Source organism: Stenotrophomonas sp. SMYL8 (assembly GCF_036320065.1).
GTDB classification, from domain to species: Bacteria; Pseudomonadota; Gammaproteobacteria; order Xanthomonadales; family Xanthomonadaceae; genus Stenotrophomonas; species Stenotrophomonas maltophilia_A.
Genome location: NZ_JAWIRR010000017.1, coordinates 14,010 through 35,221, shown reverse-complemented (window position 1 = coordinate 35,221; position 21,212 = coordinate 14,010). Strand labels below are relative to the sequence as shown.

The following is a 21,212-nucleotide window of genomic DNA, read 5'->3' as shown; positions in this document are numbered from 1 at the left end:
CACCTGTGTGTGGGGTGGGCCGGCCGCGGCGCCGGCCGCGGGGGGGGGGGGGGGGGGCCGCCCCGCGCCCGCCACTACCGGATCAGAGGCCTCAGGCCGCCATCGCGACCTTGCGCAGGCGGTCCAGCACGAAGTCGGCCAGTTCGTGCGGCGAGTACTTGGCGACGAAGGCGTTGGCGCCGACGCGCTCGACCATCGCATTGTTGAATACGCCCGACAGCGAGGTATGCAGCAGGACGTAAAGGCCGGACAGGCCCGGATGGCGCCGGATTTCCGTCGTCAGCGTATAGCCGTCCATGGCCGGCATTTCGATGTCCGAGATGACCATGGCGTAGCGCTCGGCGGGGTTCTCGCCCGAGGCCTGGATCTGCAGCAGGTGGTCCAGCGCCTGCTTGCCGTCGGAAAGCAGGGTGGCGCCCACCCCGAGCTGGTCCAGCACGCTGCGGATCTGCTGGCGGGCTACACGAGAGTCGTCCACCACCAGTACCTGCAGTTGCGGGCCGTCGGCGGGCATTGCCATCGCCGGGTCGAGTACTGCTTCACCGCGTACCTGGGCGATATCGGCCAGCACGCTTTCAACGTCGATCACCTGGATCAACTCGCCCTGGAAGCGGGTCACCGCCGTCAGATAGCTCGATTCGGCGCCCAGTTCCGGTGGCGGGTGGATGTCTTCCACCGCGATGTTGACGATGCGCTCCACGCCGCTGACCAGGAAACCCTGGATCGAACGGTTGAATTCGGTGACGACCAGGTAGCCGGGCGAGGTGTCCGCATCGGGCTCACGCTCGGGGTGGCCGATGGCCAGGCCCAGGTCCAGCACCGGCACCGAGCGGCCACGGACGTCGGCCACGCCGGCGAACTGGCTGGGCAGTCCGGGCACCTGGAACAGCTCCGGGCGGCGCAGGACTTCCTGCACCTTGAAGACATTGACGCCAAAAAGCTGACGTCCGCCGAGGCGGAACAGCAGCAGCGCCAGGCGATTGTGGCCGGCCAGTCGGGTCCGCTGGTCGATCCGGTTGAGCAGGTCATGGGACATGGCTGCTGTATCGGCGGGGTGGGCGCCGAACTTGAGCGCTTTTGTAGAGCCGAGCCATGCTCGACCCTGCCTCTGTAGAGTCGAGCTTGCTCGACTGGTCATGAAAGTAGTCGAGCAAGCTCGACTCTACACAAGCCCCTCTGGCACACCCCTTGCAGGCACCAGGGCCAGATCCCATCGACAGGAGGCGCCATGCGCCGGGTCACATCGCTCTTCGCCATCGCGCTGGCCCTGGCCTCGCCGTGGGCGGTTGCCGCCGACTGGCAGCCGGTGGCCAGTATCCGCACCGCCGCGTTGTCGACGCTGCCGGCAGGCAGCGAGGGCGAGGCCCAGGTGGCCGATGCGCTGCGCTTGCCCAGGTGTGGTGGCGCGCTGCAGGTGCAGCCCACCGCCAACACCACGGTTGAAGTCAGCTGCCCCGATGCCGGCGGGTGGCGCCTGTTCGTACCAGTAAAGGTGCGGCGCAACCAGACCGTGCTGGTGCTCAACCGCGGAATCGGTACTGGAGAAACCCTCACCGCCGCCGATATCACCACTGCCCAGCGTGACGCCGCCCGGATTGCTGGTGCGGTGCTGGCCGATCCGAATGCAGCGATCGGCCGCATCGCCCGCCGTCCGTTGCAGGCCGGAGCCCTGCTGTCGAACGACGATCTGGTGGTGCAGCGTCTCATCAAGCGAGGAGACAATGTGGCCCTGGTTTCGCGTCGCGGCTCGGTCGAGGTCCGTATTGCAGGCCGTGCGATGGGCGATGCCGGTGAAAACGAACGGGTCTCGGTGGAGAACCTGTCCTCGCGGCGGATTGTGCAGGGAACGGTCGATGCCGCCGGTGACGTAATCGTGGCGCGTTGATTTACCGCAAAATATCCCTAAAGATCACGGCCCTGCGGCCGTTATCCCTTGTGAACGGCAACTCCAGGACACCCCATGAGCCAGAAAATCGACGGCAACCTGCAGGTCCCCCAGGCACTGCGCAGCGTGACGACCCCGGCCAACAAGCCCGGCGTCAGCACCGATGCGGCGACGCGCCCGGTCGAAGCGGCCGACAGCCTGCGCCTGACCGGCGAGGCCACCAATCTGCAGGCCATCGAGCGTGAGCTGACCACCGCCCCGGCAATTGACGCCCAGCGTGTGGCCGCAGTGCGCGAGTCGCTGCAGAACGGCACCTACAAGATCAATCCGGACGCGATCGCATCGCGCATGCTTGAGCTGGATCAGCAGCTGCACGGATGACCGCGCCGATGAGCGAACAACTGCAGCGGCTGGCCCAGGCGCTTGACGTTGAACGTCAGGCGCTGGTCGATCATGACGTACACGCGCTGATCCGGGCGACCGGTGCCAAGCTGGAGGCGCTGCGTGCACTGGAAGGCACGCCGCCGCTTGGTGAGGGGGATCACCTCCAGGAACTGGCCGAACGCAACCGAGCCAATGGCGTGCTGCTGTCGCGCCGGCGCCGCGAGGTCGATTGGGCGCTGCGCCAGCTCGGGCGTACCGAGGCCTCCTCCTCCTATGATGCCAAGGGCCAGTCGCATACGGTCACTGCGCGGCGCCCACTCGCCATCGCCTGACGCGACGGCGGTCGCACATCCCACCCCCGCGGGCTGAAGCCCGCCGCACGACCGCGTATATTGGGCGCCTGTTCGAATGCCCCGAGTCGCCGTGTCCGCTGCCAACGCCCTGGTTACCGCCCCCCTTCCGCCGCAGCCGGTGCTGCAGGCGCTGCTTGAGCGCCTGCGCGAAGGGCTGCTGCTGTTCACCGAAGACGGGCAGGTGGCCCTGGCCAACCCAGCCGCGCAGAACCTGCTGGCCAGCGGTGAGGGCGGCGGCCTGCCACCGCCGCAGCGCCTGCGTGAACTGCTGCCGCCTGATGCATTGGAGCAGGCGCGCCAGCATGGTCACTGGAACGGCAGCCTGCCGCTGGGCGAGGGCGTGGTCATCGCCCATCTGTATCACCACGGCCCGGTCGGCCAGGGGCACTTCCTGGCGTTGTTCCGCCATATCGAAGGCCAGGAAGACTACGAACGCGAACTGCAGCAGCGCCATGCAGAGCTGCGGCAGGCCTACCTGCGCCTCAACGGTACCCAGGAAAAACTGCTGCAGTCGGAGAAGATGGCCTCGATCGGCCAGCTCGCCGCAGGCGTCGCGCACGAGATCAACAACCCGATCGGCTACGTGCACTCCAACCTGGGCAGCCTGCAGGAGTACCTGCGCAGCCTGTTCACCGTGATCGAAGCCTACGAGCGCGCATTGCGGGCGCCGGACCCGAAGGCGCTGATTCCGGAAATTGACGATATCCGTGACCGCCTGGACATCGATTTCATCAGCCGCGACCTGCCGCAGCTGATGGCCGAGTCGCGCGAAGGCATCGAGCGGGTGACGCGCATCGTGCGTGATCTGAAGGACTTCTCGTATTCCGGCCGCGACGAGTCGTGGAAGCTGGTCGACCTGCACGCGGGCCTGGAATCGACCATCAACATCATCTGGAACGAGCTGAAGTACAAGGTCACCCTGGTGCGGGAGTTCGGCCAGTTGCCGTTGGTGGAGTGCCTGCCGTCGGAATTGAACCAGGTCTACATGAACCTGCTGCTCAACGCCGGCCACGCCATCGCCGAGCGCGGCACGATCACCGTGCGCACCGGCGTCGATGGCGATCACGTGTGGGTCGAGTTTGAAGACACCGGCGGCGGCATCTCGCCGGAACTGCGCCAGCGCATCTTCGATCCGTTCTTCACCACCAAGCCGGTGGGCAGCGGTACCGGCCTGGGCCTGTCGATCTCCTACAGCATCATCAACAAGCACCACGGCCGCATCGACCTGGACAGTACCCCGGGCGTGGGCTCGCGCTTCCGCGTGGTGCTGCCGGTGAAGCAGCCGCGCTGACCGCATCTGGTAGTGCCCGGCCGCTGGCCGGCAACCCCTTTGAGCCAGGCATCGAGAGCAGCCGGCCAGCGGCCGGCTCTACCAGGGCTTGTCCCCGACCGGGGTTCGCGCTTCGGGTAGTGCCGGCCGCTGGCCGGCAACCTCATTGAACCCGACGTCCAGAGCAGCCGGCCAGCGGCCGGCTCTTACAGGGCTTGTCCCCGACCTGGGTTCGCGCTTCGGGTAGTGCCGGCCGCTGGCCGGCAACCTCATTGAACCGGGCATCGAGAGCAGCCGGCCAGCGGCCGGCTCTACCAGGGCTTGTCCCCGACCGGGTCCGCGCTTCGGGTAGTGCCGGTCGCTGGCCGGCAACCTCATTGAACCCGACATCCAGAGCAGCCGGCCAGCGGCCGGCGCTACCAGAGGGGATCGTTACCGCAATGGGCGATCCTCGCCGCCATCTCCGCTTTCCACCGGCGCCGGACCGGCGTTGCTGCGGCGCTGCTCCTCGTAGGTGCGGAACGCCTGGTGGATGTGCTTGCGCAGCTCATCGTCGTTCCACGGCTTGGTCAGGAAGCGATAGATCGCACCGCGGTTGATCGCGTCGGTCACGGTGTTCAGATCGGTGTAACCGGACAGCACCAGGCGGATCGTGTCCGGGTACAGCATCTTCACCCGGCCCAGGAACTCGGTGCCGCTCATGTCGCTCATGCGCTGGTCGGACAGGATCACCTGCACGTCATTGATTGCCAGCAGGTCGAATGCATCGCGCACGTTGCCGGCGGCCAGGATGCGGTAGCCGTCGCGACGGAACAGGCGCACCAGCGAGCGCAGTACGTTTTCTTCGTCGTCCAGCAGCAGCAGCGTGCGGTCCGGACGGGTCTCGGCAAAGGCTTCCGGACGCAGGTAGCGGCGGCGCAGGGTCATGCCGGCGGCATCGGCCGACATCGGTTCGCCGAACAGGTAGCCCTGGAACACATCGCAGTCATTGCGGCGCAGGAAGCCCAGCTGGGCCTGCGATTCCACGCCGTTGGCGATCACGGTCATGCCCAGCTGGTGGCCCATGGCGATGATCGCGCGGGCAATGGCCGCCTCACGGTTGCCGGCCGGCGCGCTCTTGATGAAGCTGCGGTCGATCTTGAGCTTGTCCACCGGGTAGCGGACCAGTGCACTCAGGCTGGAATCACCGGTGCCGAAATTGTCCAGGCTCAGGCTGATGCCTTCGTTGCGCAGATTGGCCAGCGTCTCGTGCACGAAGTTGACGTTGTTGGTCAGCGCGCTTTCGTTGATCTCCAGCGTCAGCATCTGTGCCGGCACGCCCGCGGCCTGGATCAGGCCCATGACTTCAGCGAAGAAGTTGGGCCGCAGCAGCTGCAGGGTGGAGACATTCACCGCGATTGTGAAGTCGTCGAAGCCCTGGTCGCGCCACAGGCGGGCCTGCTTCAGTGCGCCTTCCAGCACCCAGGTGCCGATCTGCACGATGATGCCCAGCCGCTCGGCGGTGCGCATGAAGCGCTCCGGCACCAGCATGCCCAGCGTCGGTGACTGCCAGCGCAGCAGCGCTTCCATGCCGACCACGTGGCCATCGCGGGCGCTGACCAGCGGCTGGTAACGCAGTTTCAGTTCGCCGTTGGGAATGGCGTCCACGATCTGGCGGGCGATGATGCTTTCGCTGTGCGCGCTCGGTGGCGTATCCACGGCGTGGATGCGCACCGCGTTGCCGCCTTCGCGGGCCGCCTGGTACAGCGCATCTTCGGCGTGATCGAGCAGGCGCGAGGTGCTGCTGGCATGGTCCGGGCACAGGCTGACGCCCAGCTTGCCGGTCATGAACAAGGTGTACGGCAGCACCGACAGCGGCAGCTCCATCTGCTGCCGGATCTCCTCTGCGAAGTCCTCCGGCAATGGCACGTCGGCGGTGCGTGGCACTGCGATCAGGAACTCATCGCTGCCGTGGCGCCACAGCTTGCCGCGACCACGCAGGTAGGACTGCAACCGCTGCGCCACCAGCACCAGGGCCTGGTCACCCACCTCGGCGCTCATGTTTTCGTTGACCGAGGCGAAGTGGTCGATGTCCACGTGCATCAACATCAGTGCGGTGCCGCCCGAGGCCGCCTCGGCGACCATCGCCTGCAGCTCGGGGTTGCCGGCGCCAAGGCGGTCAGGCGCATCATCGATGCTGACCGGGGGCTGGTTGGGATTCCACATAGGCTCAGTATTCCGGTGACTCAACAGCGGCCATGCTGGCCGCCTGGTAGGGGAGGTGTACGTCGATCAGGGTGCCTTCGCCATGTGCGGATTCGATCCGCACATGGCCACCGACGCTCTGCGCACGCTCACGCATCACGATCAGGCCCAGCCCGCGCGGACCGTCCGGGTCGAAGCCCTCGCCATCATCACGGATCTGCAGGTGCAGGCCGCGCTGGCCGACATCGCGCAGCTGCAGCAGGACCTGGCTGGCGCGGGCATGGCGCAGGGCATTGGTCAGGCTCTCCTGCGCGATGCGGAAGCAGGCCTGCTCGATGCTGTTGTCAGGACGTTGTGGCAGCGGTTCGATCTCGGCCAGCAGTTCCACCGGCGAGGAACGGAACAGCACCCGTGCCTGCCAGCTCAGTGCGGCCTCCAGGCCCAGGGCATCCAGCTGCGGCGGGCGCAGCAGCGTGGAGATGTCGCGCAGCTTGGCCACGGTGGTGTCGGCCAGGCTGACGATCTGCGCCAGATCCTCGGCGCGGCGCTGTGGATCATGCTCGTCCTGCGCAGCATGGGCGGACAGCTTGATTGCGGTGATCGCCTGGCCGATGTCGTCGTGCAGGTCGCGCGAGATCGCGCGGCGCTCATCCTCCTGCAGCGAGAACAGGCGGCCGGCCATCGCCTGCAGTTCACGGTTGCTGGTTTCCAGTGCACTGCGGGTGCGCTCGGAATCGCTCAGGTCGCGCACGATCAGCAGCTTGCAGTCGCGTCCGCCATAACGCACTTCGCCCACCGCCAGGCCGGCATGGAAGCTGCGGCCATCCGCGCGCTGCATCGCCACCACGCTGCTGTGACCGGGCCCCAGGTGTGGTTGGCCTGCACGCAATTGGCTGCGCACGCGGGCCAGATCGGCGCTGTCCACCAGTGCTGACAGGGGTTCGCCCAGCAGGGTGTGGCTGCCATAGCCGAACAGGCTGGCGGCCCAGGCGTTGGCGTACAGCACGTGTTCGTCGGAGAGGATGACCACGCCGTCGGGCAGTACCCGTACCAGCTCGCGGAACTGTTCCTCGCGCTCGCGCAGCAGGCGTCGCGACTGCTCGCGCTCGGTCACGTCCTGCAGGGTGCCCAGCACGCGGTTGCGGCCGGCCTCGTCGATGCCGCTGGCCGCACGCAGATGCACCATCAAGGCGCGCCCATCCATCGACAGCAACGGCAACAGCACGTCCACCTGGACCGGCTCGCCGGAGCAGAGCTCGGCCAGCAGCTGTTCGGTCTGGGTGGCGGTGGCCGGGTCGGCCGGCACCAGCAGTTCGTCGAAGCGATGCCAGCGCCGCGCCTCGGGCGGGCGGCGACCGAGCAGGCGATAGACCTGGTTCGAATAGCGGCCAAGTCCCGTGGAGGGGTCCAGCTCCCAGGCGCCGATGCGTGCCAGCTCGTGGGCTTCTTCGACCCGCGCCAGCGCCTGGTCACGGCGCAGCTGGGCCAGGTCTTCGGCGGTGCGGTCGATGGCAATCAGCAGGCGGGCGTTGTGGCCGTCATAGCTGATGGCGTTGGAGCGAAGTTCCATCTGACGCAGGGAGCCGTCGCGCAGCTGCAGCTGGGTACGCAGGATGCACAGTTCCTCCGGTGCCTCGCGGATCGCCTCCAGCTTGGTCTGCAGTGCCTGGTCCTGGCCTGGCGGCCACAGCGAATCGATGGTCTGCTCCAGCAGTTCGTCACGGTCCCAGCCGAAGGCCGTACAGGCCGCCGGATTGGCATCGAGGATCGCCAGTGTGTCCAGGTCGTAGACCAGGATCGGGCCGGGGTTGCCTTCGAACATCTGCCGCAGGCGCAGCTCGGAGGCCTGCTGGCGTGCATGGGTGTGCAGCACATGCTCGGCCAGCGGGCGCAGCAGCAGATACAGCAGGCCGGCGCTGGCAAGGGCGAAGAACGAGCCCTTCAGGCCCTGCCACAAGGCCGCCTGCTGCGGGTCGGGCACCAGTGCCTGCACTGCACTGTCGGTGGAGATCATCCAGGCCAGCGCCATCGCCAGGTAGCTCAGCACCACCCGGCGCCGGTCGCGGCTCAGCGCCTGCGCCATCCGCGGGTCGGGAACTGGGGCGTTGCCGGTCGGTTCTGCGGGCATGGACAGGGCGGAAGAAAGGGGCGCCGGCCATCTTACCGCGCAGGTGCGCCCAGACCACTCAATTATCCGCCGCAGGCGCCGTTAACCACTGCGTGCCCCGCTGACGGGCGTGTCATCCGGAGCAAGATCGCGTGGACCAAGGGATCATCGCCAGCCTGCTGCAGCACCCGCTTGCGTCGGCGCTGGTCATCGTCGACCGCACGGGCCGACCGCTGGCGGCCAATCCGGCTGCGCGCGAGCACGGCCTGCCGGCGACCGTGGCTGCGTATGCGCCGATGCTGGAAGATCTGCGCCTGATGGCCGCCGATGGCGGCATCGTGGCCTGCACGCTGCCGGGTGGCCCGCATGGCCACTACGACGGCCACCTGCGCGCGGTGCATGATGGCGCCGGCAACCTGCTGGCCTTCACGCTGAGCATTCCCGAGCCGGTGCCGCTCAGCGGCGGTGGGCGCTGGGAGCTGGCGCTGGACAGCGCCGGGCACAGCCTCTGGGACTGGGACATTCCCAGCGACCGTGTGGTGCGCACCCCGGCACTGGGCGATGAAACCGCTACCGAGATTCTGGCCCGCGTGCACAGCGAGGACATCGCACAGGTGCGGGCTGCACTGGATGAGCATCTGCGTGGCTTGAGCGAGCAGTACAGCGCACAGTTCCGTTTCCGCCAGGCCGATGGCCAGTGGCGTTGGGTACTGGACCGCGGGCGCGTGGTCGCGCGCACCGCCGATGGCCAGCCGCTGCGCATGGTCGGCACGCATACCGATATCGAACAACAGAAGCAGCTGGAAGGGCTGCTTCAGGAACAGCAGCTGCACCTGAGCGAGGCCCAGCGCATCGCCAGCATGGGCAGCTGGTCGTTCGACCCCAACAGCGGTCATTTCTGGTGGTCGCCGGAGCTGCGTTCGCTGCTGGCGTTGGAGCAGGGGGCCGTACCCGGCCAGCGGCGCTGGCTGAAGCAGCTGCATCCGCGCTCGCGTGGTGCGCTACGCGCAGCATGGCGGCGCTTGTGGCGCGACGGCCGGGCCGCCAACATCGAGCTGGAACTGACCCGGGGCAACGAACCGTCGCAGCATCTGCGGCTATGGATGCAGCCGCTACTGGACATGGATGGCCAGCCCAAGCGCCTGCTCGGCCAGGTGCAGAACATCACCGAGCAGCACCAGACCGATGCACTGATCCGCTGGCGTACAGAACTGCTCAACCGTGTTTCCGCGCTGGGCCGCATCGGCGGCTGCGAGATCGAAGTGCAGACCCGGCACATGCAGTGGACCGAGGAGTGCTACCGCATCCACGGCCTGCGCAAGGAGCCGATCACCCTCGACCAGGCACTGGCGCTGTACACCGAGGATTCGCGCAATGCCTTCGACGCCGCGTTGGTCCGGATTGCCGGCGGCGGGCTGCCCGAACAGCTGGACCTGTGCTTCTACCGCCAGTCCGGCCTGCGCGTGTGGGTGCAGGTACTGATCGAGCTGGATCGCCGTGACGGCCTGCCACCTCGGTTCGTGGTCCTGTTCCGTGACATCACCCGCGAGCGCGAGGCCAACGAGCGCATCGAGCTGCTGGCCCACTACGACCTGCTGACCGGCCTGCCCAACCGCGTGCTGCTCGGCGAGCAGACCGCAGAGGCGATCGAGGAGGCGCGCGACCGTGGCACCTCGCTGGCGATGCTGTTCATCGACCTGGACGGCTTCAAGACCATCAACGACAGCTTCGGCCATGCCACCGGCGATGCGCTGCTGAAGGCCGCCGCCACGCGGCTGCACCAGAACCTGCGCAACAACGACCTGTTCGGCCGCTTCAGCGGTGACGAGTTCATCGTGGTGCTGCGTGACCTGGCCGAGCCGGAAGACGCGGGGCATGTCGCCCGCAAGCTGATCGCCTCGCTGGCCGAGCCGCTGCGCCGTGGCGAGACCACCTTGAAGGTCGGCGCCAGTGTCGGTATCGCGATGCTGGGTGATGCCCAGACCGACTTCGATTCACTGCTGCGCGCCGCCGACGCCGCGATGTACGCGGCCAAGGAAGCGGGGCGCAACACCTACCAGTACTACAGCCAGGACGCGCTGGCCCGCATCCAGCGCAGGCTGGAACTGGAGCACGCCCTGCACGGGGCGATCGAGCGCGAAGAATTCAGCCTGGCCTACCAGCCGTTGCTGCACGCCCACCAGGGCGAGCCGCCAGCGATCGAAGCCCTGCTGCGCTGGCACCGGCCCGGCATCGGCTACTGCAGCCCGGCCGAGTTCATACCGATTGCCGAGAAGTGCGGCGAGATCGTGCGCATCGGCGACTGGGTGCTGAACGAAGCCTGCCGCCAGGCCATTGCCTGGGACCGGGCCGGGCTGTGTTTCGACCGCATCGCGGTCAATGTGTCGGCGGTGCAGTTGCGTGACCGTGGCTTTGCCGAGCGGGTGATCGAGATCTGCCATGCCCACGGCTGGCCGCCGCAGCGGCTGGAGCTCGAGCTGACCGAGTCGGCGTTGATCCGTGACACCGACATCCTGCGTCACTGCTTCGACGTGCTGGAACGGCACGGCGTGCCGCTGGCGGTGGATGACTTCGGTACCGGCTTCTCGAACCTCAATTATCTCAACCGCTTCCCGGTGGGCCGCCTGAAGATCGACCGCAGTTTCGTGCAGGGCATGCTGCATGACTCTGGCACGGCCGAAGTGACCCAGGCCATCGTGCACCTGGGCCACGCGCTGGGCATGAAAGTGGTGGCCGAGGGCGTGGAAACGCACCAGGAAGAAGACATGCTGCGTCGCCAGGGCTGCGACGAGATCCAGGGCTACCTGTACTCGCGCCCGCTCAGCCCGCGCGACCTGGCGCAGTGGCTGCGCCAGCAGCACGCCGCGCCCGGGCGCACCGACGCTGCCAGCGAGGTCGTGCTGGCACGCTGAGGGTAGCGCCGGGCCATGCCCGGAGGGATCGCCGCACGCCGACGCACCGCTCTGGTAGGTGTCGACCTTGGTCGACACGAATGCCGGTGCTCGCGATCATCCACGCATGGCGTGGATCTACTGCGATGCGGCAACCATTCGCTGCCGAAATTCGGAGCGAAGCCGTGCGCGCACTGCTTCCACCACATGTGCATAGCGTCGGCGCTGGATGAAATAGCCCATGTAGAACAGCAGCAGGGCCACCAGCATCGGCGACGCAGCCGGGCGGACCAGGATGATGGGCACCAGCATCACTGTCAGGCCCAGCGCGAACCAGCTGCACAGCCCGACCACCCGCACCTCCCTGCGTCGCGCGTCGATCATCACCCGCCCGCGCATCAGCGGAAAGTAGCGGCCGCCAAAGCTCGGTGTGAAGCTCTCGCGAAAGGCGACACTGCCGTCCGGCAGCGCGCGGAATACCAGGCGAAGCCAGGTATCGGCCGGCAGATCATGCTCCAACCCGGCCAGCGAAAGCTGCGCCAGCTCTGCCGGCGTAGCGGCGATGCGCTGATTGAACAGTACGATGCCGGTGCGGAAGAAGAACGGCGCCCACAGCACCAGCAGCAGGACTTCGATCAGCAGCAATGCGATCAGGGCGATGGCCATCGGTCTTCCATGAACGGGACCGGCGCATCATGCCATGGGGATGGCCGGCGCTAGCACTGCGGGTTCGAGTACGAGCAACAGGTCACATGCCTTGCCGGATCGACTTGGCTCAATCCTTTTCCGCCAGATCGCTTAGGTCCAGGATCTGCGGGTTGACGCTGCTGGCTACGATGCTTCTGATCAGCCCCGGGCGGCGGCGAAGCGAGTAGGCGCGTATCGCATGGATGGGACTGAATTCACACAGGGGGTAGCGTGAGTGCCCCATGATGACGGGCCTGTTGAAGTGGATGTCCTTAGGGTCATCAAGTGGCAGGGCCCACTTCCCACCGTGTACCAGCCTGACGGTCTCCCCTAGATATCGGGCGAACACGACCCTCAGAGAGTCCCGCTCGTCCTCAGACAGCGTGGCTGCCATCAAGTCATGGAGGTGTTCCAGCCTGTCGAGGCTTTCGGGGCTGCTATCCAGTTCAATGCCATGCGTTTGAGCCTGCGCGACCAGCCATTCTATCTGGCCGTCCATCAGCATCAGGAATTGCTCAAAAGCCTCGCGGGCTTCTTCCAGATTGAACGTCATGCAGAGGCCAGAGGAGACAGGGGGAGTGGGCAGTGTGTCCTCGTCCCGTTCCTCAGGCTATGCAACAAATCCTAAAAGGCGACAGGCAAAGCAGAGGTTGCAGATATCGCGGCGTCCATCCCCGAAAGTCGTGGATCTACCGTTTCATCAATGCGATGCCCGCAATGGAATAGCTGGCGATCAACAGCCCGGACGCGTACTCCGCGACGATGATCAGCCAGAAGGTCATCGGCTCGATGTCCCGCCATGCATCAATGGTGCCGGAGCGGTGATGGCTCAGATGAACATGCCCGGTGTTGATGGCAGTTGCCGGCGCCCAGGCAAATAGAAAGGCCATCAGCATGAAGAGCAGGCTGCCGAACAGGAATGCGACAGGTCGATGCCGGGGCGGCCGCAAGGTGGCGTAGGCGGGGCGCCAGGTGAAGGTGACCGCGATGAGCACCATCACAGCAAATCCCAGCCAGGTCATGAACGTGGTGCTCATGCGACGACACTCCGTGTCCAGCCGTAGGTGGCATGGGCGGATCATGCCATGGGTTTGGAGCGGGTGGTGGTGAAGACCATCCACGCATGGCGTGGATCTACCTCAAGGCTTCCCCATCCAACCCCAGGTCCCACGCCAGACCCAGCAGCGCGTCGTCCGTGCGGGGCAGGGCAGGGCGCGCATTGGCCAGCTGCTGCAGTTCGCGGATCTCCTCGCGGGCCACCTCTTCCAGCTGCTGCAGCTGCTCACGCACGCTCGCGTTGCGCGGGCGCTCGGTGTCGGTGAGGGAGGGCAGGGCGCGGATCAGGGTCATGGTGCGTGTACAGGATGCATCCAACGGCGGGTCACAGGCAAAGGCCCCGGAAGAACCGGGGCCTTGCGGGCTGCCGGTAGCGGCAGCGGACATCAGGATCAGAACAGCTCGACGGTACCAGCGCCCATGCTCTGCTGGGCAACCGGCTTGTGCGGCGGGCGTTCCCATTCGCTGCGCAGTTCGCGCAGGCGGCTGCCGGTGCGCTGCAGGGCGGTGGCGATCTCTTCGTCGAACACCCCGCCATTGCGGTGCAGCAGTTCCTGCAGGGCCACCGCCTCGCGGTTGATCGCGGTCAGGCGGTCCAGGTGGGTGTGCACGCCGCCCAGGGCCTGAGTGGCGATGTCTTCGAACTGCAGGGCGCGCACGGCCTCGGCCACGCTGCCATCGATCGAACGGGCGCACTCGGAGACTTCGCGCATGCCGTCGCCCAGCGAGGCATTGATCTGCGCGACGTTGTCGAGCATCGCCGCCGCCTCCTGGCGCGCTTCGCGGGAGCGGTCCATGTCACGCGAGGCCATGTGCGAGACCGTCTCGCGCACCTTGGCGATGGCGTCCTTGGAGCTGTGCGCCAGCTTGCGGATCTGCTCGTTGAAGGTGGTCGAGCGCTCGGACAGGTTGCGCACTTCGTCGGCGACCACCGCGAAGCCACGACCGGCTTCACCGGCACGCGCGGCTTCGATGGCGGCGTTCAGCGCCAGCAGATTGGTCTGGTCGGCGATCGACTTGACGTCTTCCAGCAGCGCGAAGATGCCATCCAGGTGCTGCGCCATCTGGTCGATGTGCTGCACGGTGGTGCTGCTCTGGCCGCTCACCTGTTCCAGTGCTTCCACCAGCTGCTCCATGCGATGGCTGGCGTGCTGGGCGAAACGGGCAACGTCGAGGCCGGCATTGCCTTCATCACCGGCGCGATCAACGATGCGCGACAGGGCCTGGCTCTGCTGGCGCGACTTGCGGTTCATGGCGTCGAAGCTGCCGCCCAGGCTGGACACCGCCTGGCGGATCAGGTCACGGGCGCGTTCCACTTCGCCACGCGAACCGTCGATCTCGTTGCCGACGAAGTTGCGCAGTTCGGTCAGCAGCTGGTCCTGCTCACGCAGGACACGGGCGTGTTCCGGGGAACGGTGCGCCTGGGCGCGGGTGGTCCACCACGCAAAGCCGAGCCAGCTCAGCGTCATCGTGGTCAGGATCGCCCAGCGCAGGGCGGCCGGCCATTCGAAACCGATGGCGAAGGGGAGCAGCAGGGTCAGAGCCAGGGGGGCGGCCAGACGGATGAAAATGCGTGAGTACATGGACGTTCTCGGGAGGTGCACGGAGGATGTATCGGCCGTACCCCCTTTCTCTTTAACGTCGAAATGCCTCGAAGTGCATTCTGAATGCGCCGGTTTTCCGACGCCTCGGCGGCTTCGGGGTCAGAGCCCTTTCCTTGCCGGAAAAGGATCCGACCCCATGGGGCTCAGGCCAGCTGGCGGTCCACGGCCTCGATCATCGCCTTGCGGCTGAACAGGAAGTCCCAGTAGCTGCCGCCCAGCTGCCGCCACAGCACCGCCGAGCGCACCGCGGCCAGCAGCAGGGCGCGGATCTCGGCGACCACACCGGCCTGGCCCAGGTAATGCGGGTTGCCCTGCACCATCACCCGCGGCTTCAGGTGGCTGATGGTGTCGGCGTACAGGCCACCCAGGTTGGCCAGCACGTCCGGGTGCCCACTGTCGCCCAGCTCGACGGCCTGGCGCTGGGCGCGTTCGATGCCCGAGGCGACCTTGTTCACGGTGGCGCCGTCCTGCACGAAGCGGCGCTCCAGCTGCAGCACTGACAGGGCCAGCTTGGGCAGGATCGGGTCCTGGCCCTGGCTGCGGAAGTAGTTGTGCAGCAGGCGCAGCCCAGCCTTCAATGCATGGCGGTCACCGAACACCTCCTGCGGCGAAGACGCGTCGACGCGGAACACACTGTCCACGGCGGTGCGCACGGCAGCGGCGTCGGAATGGCCGGTATCGGCGATGCGGCGTACCTGCTGCAGGGCCTGGGCAATGCCGGCCAAAGCCAGGACGCGGTCGTCGACAGTGAAACTCATGCAGCGATTACCTCAAAAGGGGAAGGGGTGGTGCGCAGGCGCTGTTCCAGCGGCGCATCGGTGGCGGCGATCACCGCGCCACCCAGGCACACATCACCGTCATACAGCACCAGTGATTGACCGGGAGTAACGGCGCGCTGCGGGCGCGCAAAGGTGACCAGCACGCTGCCATCGTCCAGCACCTCGACCGTACACGGCTCGTCAGGCTGGCGGTAGCGGGTCTGCGCGGTGCACTCGAAGCGCCGTGCCGGCGGTGCACCGGCAATCCAGTGCGCGGTTTCCGAGCGCAGGCGGTCGGACAGCATCCACTTGCTGTCGCGGTCCTGGTCCACGTACAGCACGTTGCTGGCCACATCCTTGCCGACCACGTACCACGGCGCGGCCGGGCGGCCGCGCACGCCGCCGATGTTCAGGCCCTCGCGCTGGCCCAGGGTGAAATAGAAGACGCCTGGGTGCTCGGCGATCACACTGCCGTCGGCCGGGTCGAGGATCTGGCCGGGCTTGGCCGGCAGGTAGCGGCCGAGGAACTCGCGGAAGTCACGCTCGCCGATGAAGCAGATGCCGGTGGAGTCCTTCTTGGCGTGGGTCGGCAGGCTGACGTCACGCGCGATCCGCCGCAGGTCGGTCTTTTCCAGGTCGCCGATCGGGAACAGGGTTGCCGACAGCTGTTCCTGGCCCAGCTGGTGCAGGAAGTAGCTCTGGTCCTTGGAGCGGTCTGCGCCGCGCAGCAGCAGCCACTGGTGGCCGCGCTGGGCCACCCGCGCGTAGTGGCCGGTGGCGATGCGCTCGGCGCCCAGCTCGCGGGCGGCGTCCAGGAAATGCTTGAACTTCACTTCGCGGTTGCACAGCACGTCCGGGTTCGGCGTGCGGCCGGCGGCGTACTCGGCCAGGAAGTGTTCGAACACCCCCTGCCAGTACTCGCTGGAGAAATCACGGAAGTGGAACGGGATACCGAGCAGGCCGCAGACGGCCACCGCGTCGCGGCGGTCGTCCTCGGCGCGGCAGTCGCCGCTGCCGTCGTCGGCCCAGTTCTGCATGAACAGGCCGGCTACGGCCTCGCCCTGCTGCACCAGCCGCCAGGCGGCGACCGAGGAGTCGACGCCACCGGAGACGCCCACCATCACGCGCGGAGTGCTCATGCGACCTCCCGGACCAGCGAAAGCGGATGGCGCTGGCCACCCAGGAAATCAGCCACCACCTGCCAGACCAGCGGGCTGCGCAGGCGCTCCGTGGCGGCCTGCAGCTCGGCCGGGGTCAGCCACAGCGCGCGATCGATGCCGGTGTCCAGCGGCTGCGCCAGGTCGTGCGAGACCGGACGCGCCGCATAGCAGAAGCGCAGGAAGGTGGTGCCGTCGCCGGCCGTCCACTGGTAGCAGCCTATGAAGTGGGTCAGCTGCACCGTCCAGCCGGTTTCCTCGCGGGTCTCGCGCAGGGCTGCCTCGGCCAGGCTTTCGCCCGGCTCGAGGTGGCCTGCCGGCTGGTTCAGCACCTGGCGGCCGTCGATGGTCTCCTCGACCAGCAGCACGCGGCCACCGTCGACCACCACGGTGGCGACAGTGGCGTGCGGTGCCCAGCGCGGGTCCGGCGTGGTGTTCAACTCAGAACTCGTCCTTCTTGGTCAGTTCCAGCTCCATGGCGTCGGCGGTGCGGATGGCCGCATCGATGGCGTCGCTGAGCTGGTCGGCCGTGGCATCGGCGTCGATCTTGACCACGAACATGGCGGTGGTGTCCTGTTTCACCCAGCCGCCCATCTTGGCGTCCTGCGAATCTTCCAGCAGGCGGTTGGCTACGGCCACCGGGAACTGCTTGGTCTTGGCGTTGTAGGCCGGCGACCAGATCTCGCGGATGTTGTGGGTGCCGAAATCTTCCACCGACGAGCGCACGTAGACCATCTGGGTGCGATCACCCTCGACGTCGAACACCATGCGGTAGTCGCCGTCCTCGTCGACCTCGTAGGTATAGCCCAGCTTGTCCAGGTGGCGGGCCACGGCCTTGTCGGCCTGGGTCTCGGCGGCGGCGGAGCCGGCGGCGGCCAGGGCGATCAGCAGGGCGGGAAGAAGGGTCCTTTTCATGAAGATCCTGTGAAACAGTGTTGAGAGAGGGTGCAATTGTGACGGTGGGCGTGCGTGCCGTCCAATCTGCGGCAGGCCGACGCAGGCTGGCCCGTGCCTCTATAATGGGCAGATGCCCCATGAGTCTTCCCCCGATTCCCATCACGAGCACGGCGTTGCCGTGGAGCCCGCGCGCCCGGAAGTGGCGCCGCCGCCGTTCTATCAGGTGATGCTGCTCAACGACGACTACACCCCGATGGATTTCGTGGTGGACGTGCTGCAGCAGTTCTTCAGCATGGACTTGGACAAGGCCACGCAGGTGATGCTGCACGTCCATACCCGTGGCCGCGGCGTGTGCGGGGTGTTCACCCGCGAAGTGGCCGAGACCAAGGTCGCCCAGGTCAACGAGTATTCGCGGATGAACCAGCACCCGCTGCTGTGCACGATGGAAAAGGCCTGACCGGCTGCCGGTTTTCGTCCGGGCACATCGATTCCGGACCCGGTGTGCCCACCAAGGTGGGCACCTACCAAGGCAGGGGCCTGTATCGATAGTGGATGGGGTGTGCCCACCAAGGTGGGCATCTACCAGAGCGCGGGATCAGCCCTCCGCCAACGCCTCCAGTGCCATCCGCGCCACCGCCTCGTCGACTTCGGCGGGGTCGCCATCATCCCGGAACCACACCGCTGACAGCCCCGCGCTGGCTGCGATCCAACGCAGCAGGCGCGTGCGTTCCAGGCCCGCCAGCGCGCCGACCTGTTCCAGCCGGGTGGCAAACCGCTCAGGCCGGGTGGCCACATGGATGCCGGGGCCGCACAGGTCCGGATTACTGAACATCGTCGTGTAATCGAACGCGCGGTCGCCCAGCAGCCGCTTCGGGTCGATCGCCAACCAGCCGCGCGCGCCGAAATCCAGCACGTTGTCGTGGTGCAGGTCGCCGTGCAGCGGCCGGATCTCCTGTTCCTGCTGCAGCAGTCCCTCCGCCAGTGATCTGCACTGTTCCAGCAGTGTCGGCAGCGCAGCCCTTGGCTGCAGCAGGTCGGCGAACCATGTTCGCAGGCAGACCAGTTCCGCTGGCGGTGCGCTCCGTGGCCGGTGCAGCCGTTGCAGGACCTGGCACAGGACCGTGGTGCAGGTGTCATCGTCGCCCTTGATCGAACGTTGCCGCAGTGAGTCGCCGCCGGCACGTTCGATCAGGATCGCCGGCCCCTCGTGGGCCAGCAGGCGGGCGGCGCCGTCACCGTCCCACCAACGCAGCAGGCGATGGCTGTTCTGCTCTTCGGTTTCGCTGCTGATCTTCAGCATGGCCGGCTCGCCGGCGGCGGTCAGCACCGGCCAGAGCCGGGCATGGGGCGTTTCGATGGCTGCGCCATCACGCCGCAATCGCCAGCGGCTCAGGTAGGGTTCGCTCATGCTGGGTGGGCTGTCCTGGAGTGAATGAAGATCAATCGATTCGCACTGATAACGCCATCTGAACGCAGCAATCCGCTAGGGTGATGGAAATCGCGTAGTCAGGCCGCATATTGTCCCCATCTGCCGCCGGAGTAATCCATGTTCAGCAAAGACCTCGAACACACCATCGGCCAGTGCTACAAGCGCGCCCGTGAGGCCCGGCATGAGTTCATGACGGTCGAACACCTGCTGTTGGCACTGCTCGACAACCCGTCCGCCCAGGCCGTACTGAAGGCCTGTGGCGCCGACGCCGAACGCCTGCGCCAGGAGCTGGAGCAGGCCATCGAGGCCTCCGTGTCCCGCCTGGCCGAAGATGACGGCCGCGATACCCAGCCGACCCTGGGCTTCCAGCGCGTGCTGCAGCGGGCCGTTTACCACGTGCAGTCCTCGGGCAAGAAGGAGGTCACCGGCGCCAATGTGCTGGTCGCCATCTTCGGCGAGAAGGACTCCCACGCCGTCTACTACCTCAACCAGCAGGATGTCACCCGGCTGGATGTGGTCAATTACCTGTCCCACGGCATCGCCAAGCTGGGCGAGGAAGGCGAGCAGCCGTCGTCTTCCTCCGAGGGCGAAGGCCGCATCGAAGGCGGGGAGGGCGAGCCGAAGGGTGATGCCCTGGCCGAGTTCGCCAGCAACCTCAACGAACAGGCCCGGGCCGGTCGCATCGACCCGCTGGTCGGCCGTGCCGACGAGATCGAGCGTACCATCCAGGTCCTGTGCCGCCGCCGCAAGAACAACCCGCTGTACGTGGGTGAGGCGGGCGTGGGCAAGACCGCGATTGCCGAGGGCCTGGCCCGCCGCATCGTCGAGGGCTCGGTGCCCGACGTTCTGGCTGATGCGGTGATCTATTCGCTCGACCTGGGCGCGCTGGTGGCCGGCACCAAGTACCGCGGCGACTTCGAGAAGCGCCTGAAGAGCGTGCTGACCGCGCTGAAGAAGGTGCCCAATGCGGTGCTGTTCATCGACGAGATCCACACCATCATCGGTGCCGGCTCGGCGTCGGGCGGCACCATGGATGCCTCCAACCTGATCAAGCCGGCGCTGGCGTCCGGTGAGCTGCGCTGTATCGGCTCGACCACCTTCCAGGAGTACCGTGGCATCTTCGAGAAGGACCGGGCGCTGGCCCGCCGCTTCCAGAAGATCGACATCGTCGAGCCGACCGTCGGCGAGACCTACGAGATCCTGCAGGGCCTGAAGTCCAAGTACGAGCTGCACCACGGTGTGACCTATTCCGACGAGGCGCTGCAGGCTGCGGTGGACCTGTCGGTGAAGCACATCGGCGACCGCCTGCTGCCGGACAAGGCCATCGACGTGATCGACGAGGCGGGCGCCCGCCAACGCCTGCTGCCGGAAGGCCAGCGCAAGGAACTGATCGACGTCGAGGAAGTGGAGGCGATCGTCGCCAAGATGGCGCGTATCCCGACCAAGCAGGTCAGCGCCACCGACAAGGATGTGCTGCAGCACCTGGAGCGCAACCTGAAGATGGTGATCTTCGGCCAGGACCCGGCCATCGAGACGCTGTCCTCGGCGATCAAGCTGGCCCGTTCGGGCCTGGGCAACCCGGAAAAGCCGATCGGCAACTTCCTGTTCGCCGGTCCCACGGGTGTCGGCAAGACCGAGGTGACCAAGCAGCTGGCGCTGCAGCTGGGCATCGAGCTGGTCCGCTTCGACATGTCCGAGTACATGGAGCCGCATTCGATCAGCCGCCTGATCGGTGCGCCTCCGGGCTACGTCGGCTTCGACCAGGGTGGCCTGCTGACCGAGAAGATCGTCAAGACGCCGCACTGCGTGCTGCTGCTGGACGAAATCGAAAAGGCGCATCCTGACATCTTCAACATCCTGTTGCAGGTGATGGACCGCGGTGTGCTGACCGATACCAACGGTCGTGAAGCCAACTTCAAGAACGTCGTGCTGGTGATGACCACCAATGCCGGTGCGGCGCAGGCCTCGCGGCGTTCGATCGGCTTCACCAAGCAGGACCATGCCACCGACGCGATGGAGACCATCCGCCGCAGCTTCACCCCGGAATTCCGCAACCGCCTCGACGCGGTGGTGCAGTTCCAGGCGCTGGGCTTCGAGCACATCCTGCGCGTGGTCGACAAGTTCCTGATCGAGCTGGAGATGCTGCTGCAGGACAAGCACGTCAGCCTGTCGGCCACCCCGACCGCGCGCGACTGGCTGGCCCACCATGGTTTCGACCCGCTGATGGGTGCCCGCCCGATGGCCCGCGTGATCCAGGACAAGATCAAGCGTCCGCTGGCCGACGAGCTGTTGTTCGGCAAGCTGGTCAACGGTGGCAAGGTCAGTATCGACGTCCGCGACGACGAGCTGGTGGTCGAGACCCAGGCCGAGCCGGAGCGGCTGCTGCCGGTCACGGTGGAATGAGCTGATGCCATAGGCTTGGCGTGAAAGCCTGGAAATGACAAGGGCGGCTTCGGCCGCCCTTGTTGTTTCCAGTGGGACTGTCGTCCGCGGCCTTGCTTGAACGGAACGGAGGTGCCAATGCTGTCTTCTGGTCGCGATAGGGTGTTG

At 66.7% G+C, this 21,212-nt stretch carries 20 protein-coding genes; 7 read left to right on the top strand and 13 right to left on the bottom strand.

The window, feature by feature from the left end:
- Positions 1-91: 91 nt before the first annotated feature.
- Positions 92-1,036 carry a chemotaxis protein gene (locus V3B25_RS14085; protein WP_049421926.1) on the bottom strand — a complete coding sequence of 315 codons (945 nt, stop codon included), beginning with the start codon at positions 1,034-1,036 and terminating at the stop codon, positions 92-94.
- A gap of 192 nt (positions 1,037-1,228) precedes the next feature.
- Between V3B25_RS14085 and flgA the strand changes: the two genes are divergently transcribed.
- The 4 genes from flgA (at position 1,229) to V3B25_RS14065 (ending at position 3,913) form a co-directional block, all read left to right on the top strand.
- Complete coding sequence (gene flgA, locus V3B25_RS14080) at positions 1,229-1,885, top strand: flagellar basal body P-ring formation chaperone FlgA (RefSeq protein ID WP_329810865.1); 657 nt, start codon at positions 1,229-1,231, stop codon at positions 1,883-1,885.
- A gap of 75 nt (positions 1,886-1,960) precedes the next feature.
- Positions 1,961-2,266, top strand: a complete 306-nt coding sequence (gene flgM / locus V3B25_RS14075) for a flagellar biosynthesis anti-sigma factor FlgM (RefSeq protein ID WP_049421929.1) — start codon at positions 1,961-1,963, stop codon at positions 2,264-2,266.
- Complete coding sequence (locus V3B25_RS14070) at positions 2,263-2,601, top strand: flagella protein (RefSeq protein WP_049399388.1); 339 nt, start codon at positions 2,263-2,265, stop codon at positions 2,599-2,601. Before flgM ends, V3B25_RS14070 begins: the two co-directional genes overlap by 4 nt.
- Positions 2,602-2,692: 91 nt before the next feature.
- On the top strand, positions 2,693-3,913 hold the full coding sequence (locus V3B25_RS14065; protein ID WP_019337422.1) for an ATP-binding protein: 1,221 nt from the start codon (positions 2,693-2,695) through the stop codon (positions 3,911-3,913).
- A 411-nt stretch (positions 3,914-4,324) separates the two neighbouring features.
- Here the strand turns inward: V3B25_RS14065 and V3B25_RS14060 are convergent, their stop codons facing one another.
- Both V3B25_RS14060 and V3B25_RS14055 read right to left on the bottom strand, forming a co-directional pair.
- Complete coding sequence (locus V3B25_RS14060; RefSeq protein WP_032127372.1) at positions 4,325-6,097, bottom strand: EAL domain-containing protein; 1,773 nt, start codon at positions 6,095-6,097, stop codon at positions 4,325-4,327.
- Between the two features lie 4 nt (positions 6,098-6,101).
- Positions 6,102-8,204, bottom strand: coding sequence for a PAS domain S-box protein (locus V3B25_RS14055; RefSeq protein ID WP_329810864.1), 2,103 nt, complete (start codon positions 8,202-8,204; stop codon positions 6,102-6,104).
- Positions 8,205-8,335: 131 nt separating this feature from the next.
- Here V3B25_RS14055 and V3B25_RS14050 point away from each other — a divergent pair, with 131 nt between their 5' ends.
- The gene (locus V3B25_RS14050; RefSeq protein WP_329810863.1) at positions 8,336-11,095 is read left to right on the top strand and encodes an EAL domain-containing protein; all 2,760 of its coding nucleotides are present in this window, start codon (positions 8,336-8,338) and stop codon (positions 11,093-11,095) included.
- A gap of 117 nt (positions 11,096-11,212) precedes the next feature.
- Here the strand turns inward: V3B25_RS14050 and V3B25_RS14045 are convergent, their stop codons facing one another.
- The 9 genes from V3B25_RS14045 to V3B25_RS14005 all read right to left on the bottom strand — a co-directional run bounded on the left by V3B25_RS14045 (position 11,213) and on the right by V3B25_RS14005 (position 17,251).
- Positions 11,213-11,740: a hypothetical protein gene (locus V3B25_RS14045; protein ID WP_329810862.1), complete on the bottom strand. Its 528-nt coding sequence runs from the start codon at positions 11,738-11,740 to the stop codon at positions 11,213-11,215.
- Between the two features lie 109 nt (positions 11,741-11,849).
- Positions 11,850-12,314, bottom strand: coding sequence for a hypothetical protein (locus V3B25_RS14040; protein ID WP_032127367.1), 465 nt, complete (start codon positions 12,312-12,314; stop codon positions 11,850-11,852).
- 136 nt (positions 12,315-12,450) lie between these two features.
- Positions 12,451-12,798, bottom strand: coding sequence for a hypothetical protein (locus tag V3B25_RS14035; RefSeq protein WP_032127366.1), 348 nt, complete (start codon positions 12,796-12,798; stop codon positions 12,451-12,453).
- Positions 12,799-12,895: 97 nt separating this feature from the next.
- The gene (locus tag V3B25_RS14030) at positions 12,896-13,111 is read right to left on the bottom strand and encodes a hypothetical protein (protein WP_329810861.1); all 216 of its coding nucleotides are present in this window, start codon (positions 13,109-13,111) and stop codon (positions 12,896-12,898) included.
- A 98-nt stretch (positions 13,112-13,209) separates the two neighbouring features.
- A complete protein-coding gene (locus tag V3B25_RS14025) occupies positions 13,210-14,400 on the bottom strand; it encodes a methyl-accepting chemotaxis protein (protein ID WP_010485867.1) in 1,191 nt (396 codons plus the stop codon).
- Between the two features lie 164 nt (positions 14,401-14,564).
- Positions 14,565-15,179: a high frequency lysogenization protein HflD gene (gene hflD / locus V3B25_RS14020; protein ID WP_032127363.1), complete on the bottom strand. Its 615-nt coding sequence runs from the start codon at positions 15,177-15,179 to the stop codon at positions 14,565-14,567.
- Entirely contained in the window at positions 15,176-16,318 is a 1,143-nt protein-coding gene (gene mnmA / locus V3B25_RS14015) for a tRNA 2-thiouridine(34) synthase MnmA (protein ID WP_164079857.1), read from the bottom strand. The genes hflD and mnmA overlap by 4 nt, the downstream gene beginning before the upstream one ends.
- Entirely contained in the window at positions 16,315-16,776 is a 462-nt protein-coding gene (locus V3B25_RS14010; protein WP_329810860.1) for an NUDIX hydrolase, read from the bottom strand. Before V3B25_RS14010 ends, mnmA begins: the two co-directional genes overlap by 4 nt.
- Before the next feature lies 1 nt (position 16,777).
- On the bottom strand, positions 16,778-17,251 hold the full coding sequence (locus V3B25_RS14005; RefSeq protein ID WP_032127360.1) for a hypothetical protein: 474 nt from the start codon (positions 17,249-17,251) through the stop codon (positions 16,778-16,780).
- A 112-nt stretch (positions 17,252-17,363) separates the two neighbouring features.
- Between V3B25_RS14005 and clpS the strand changes: the two genes are divergently transcribed.
- Positions 17,364-17,690: an ATP-dependent Clp protease adapter ClpS gene (clpS, locus tag V3B25_RS14000; RefSeq protein WP_006444529.1), complete on the top strand. Its 327-nt coding sequence runs from the start codon at positions 17,364-17,366 to the stop codon at positions 17,688-17,690.
- 138 nt (positions 17,691-17,828) lie between these two features.
- Here the strand turns inward: clpS and V3B25_RS13995 are convergent, their stop codons facing one another.
- Positions 17,829-18,641, bottom strand: coding sequence for an APH(6) family putative aminoglycoside O-phosphotransferase (locus V3B25_RS13995; protein WP_329810859.1), 813 nt, complete (start codon positions 18,639-18,641; stop codon positions 17,829-17,831).
- Between the two features lie 138 nt (positions 18,642-18,779).
- Between V3B25_RS13995 and clpA the strand changes: the two genes are divergently transcribed.
- The gene (gene clpA / locus V3B25_RS13990; RefSeq protein WP_329810858.1) at positions 18,780-21,065 is read left to right on the top strand and encodes an ATP-dependent Clp protease ATP-binding subunit ClpA; all 2,286 of its coding nucleotides are present in this window, start codon (positions 18,780-18,782) and stop codon (positions 21,063-21,065) included.
- The last annotated feature ends 147 nt before the right edge of the window (positions 21,066-21,212 follow it).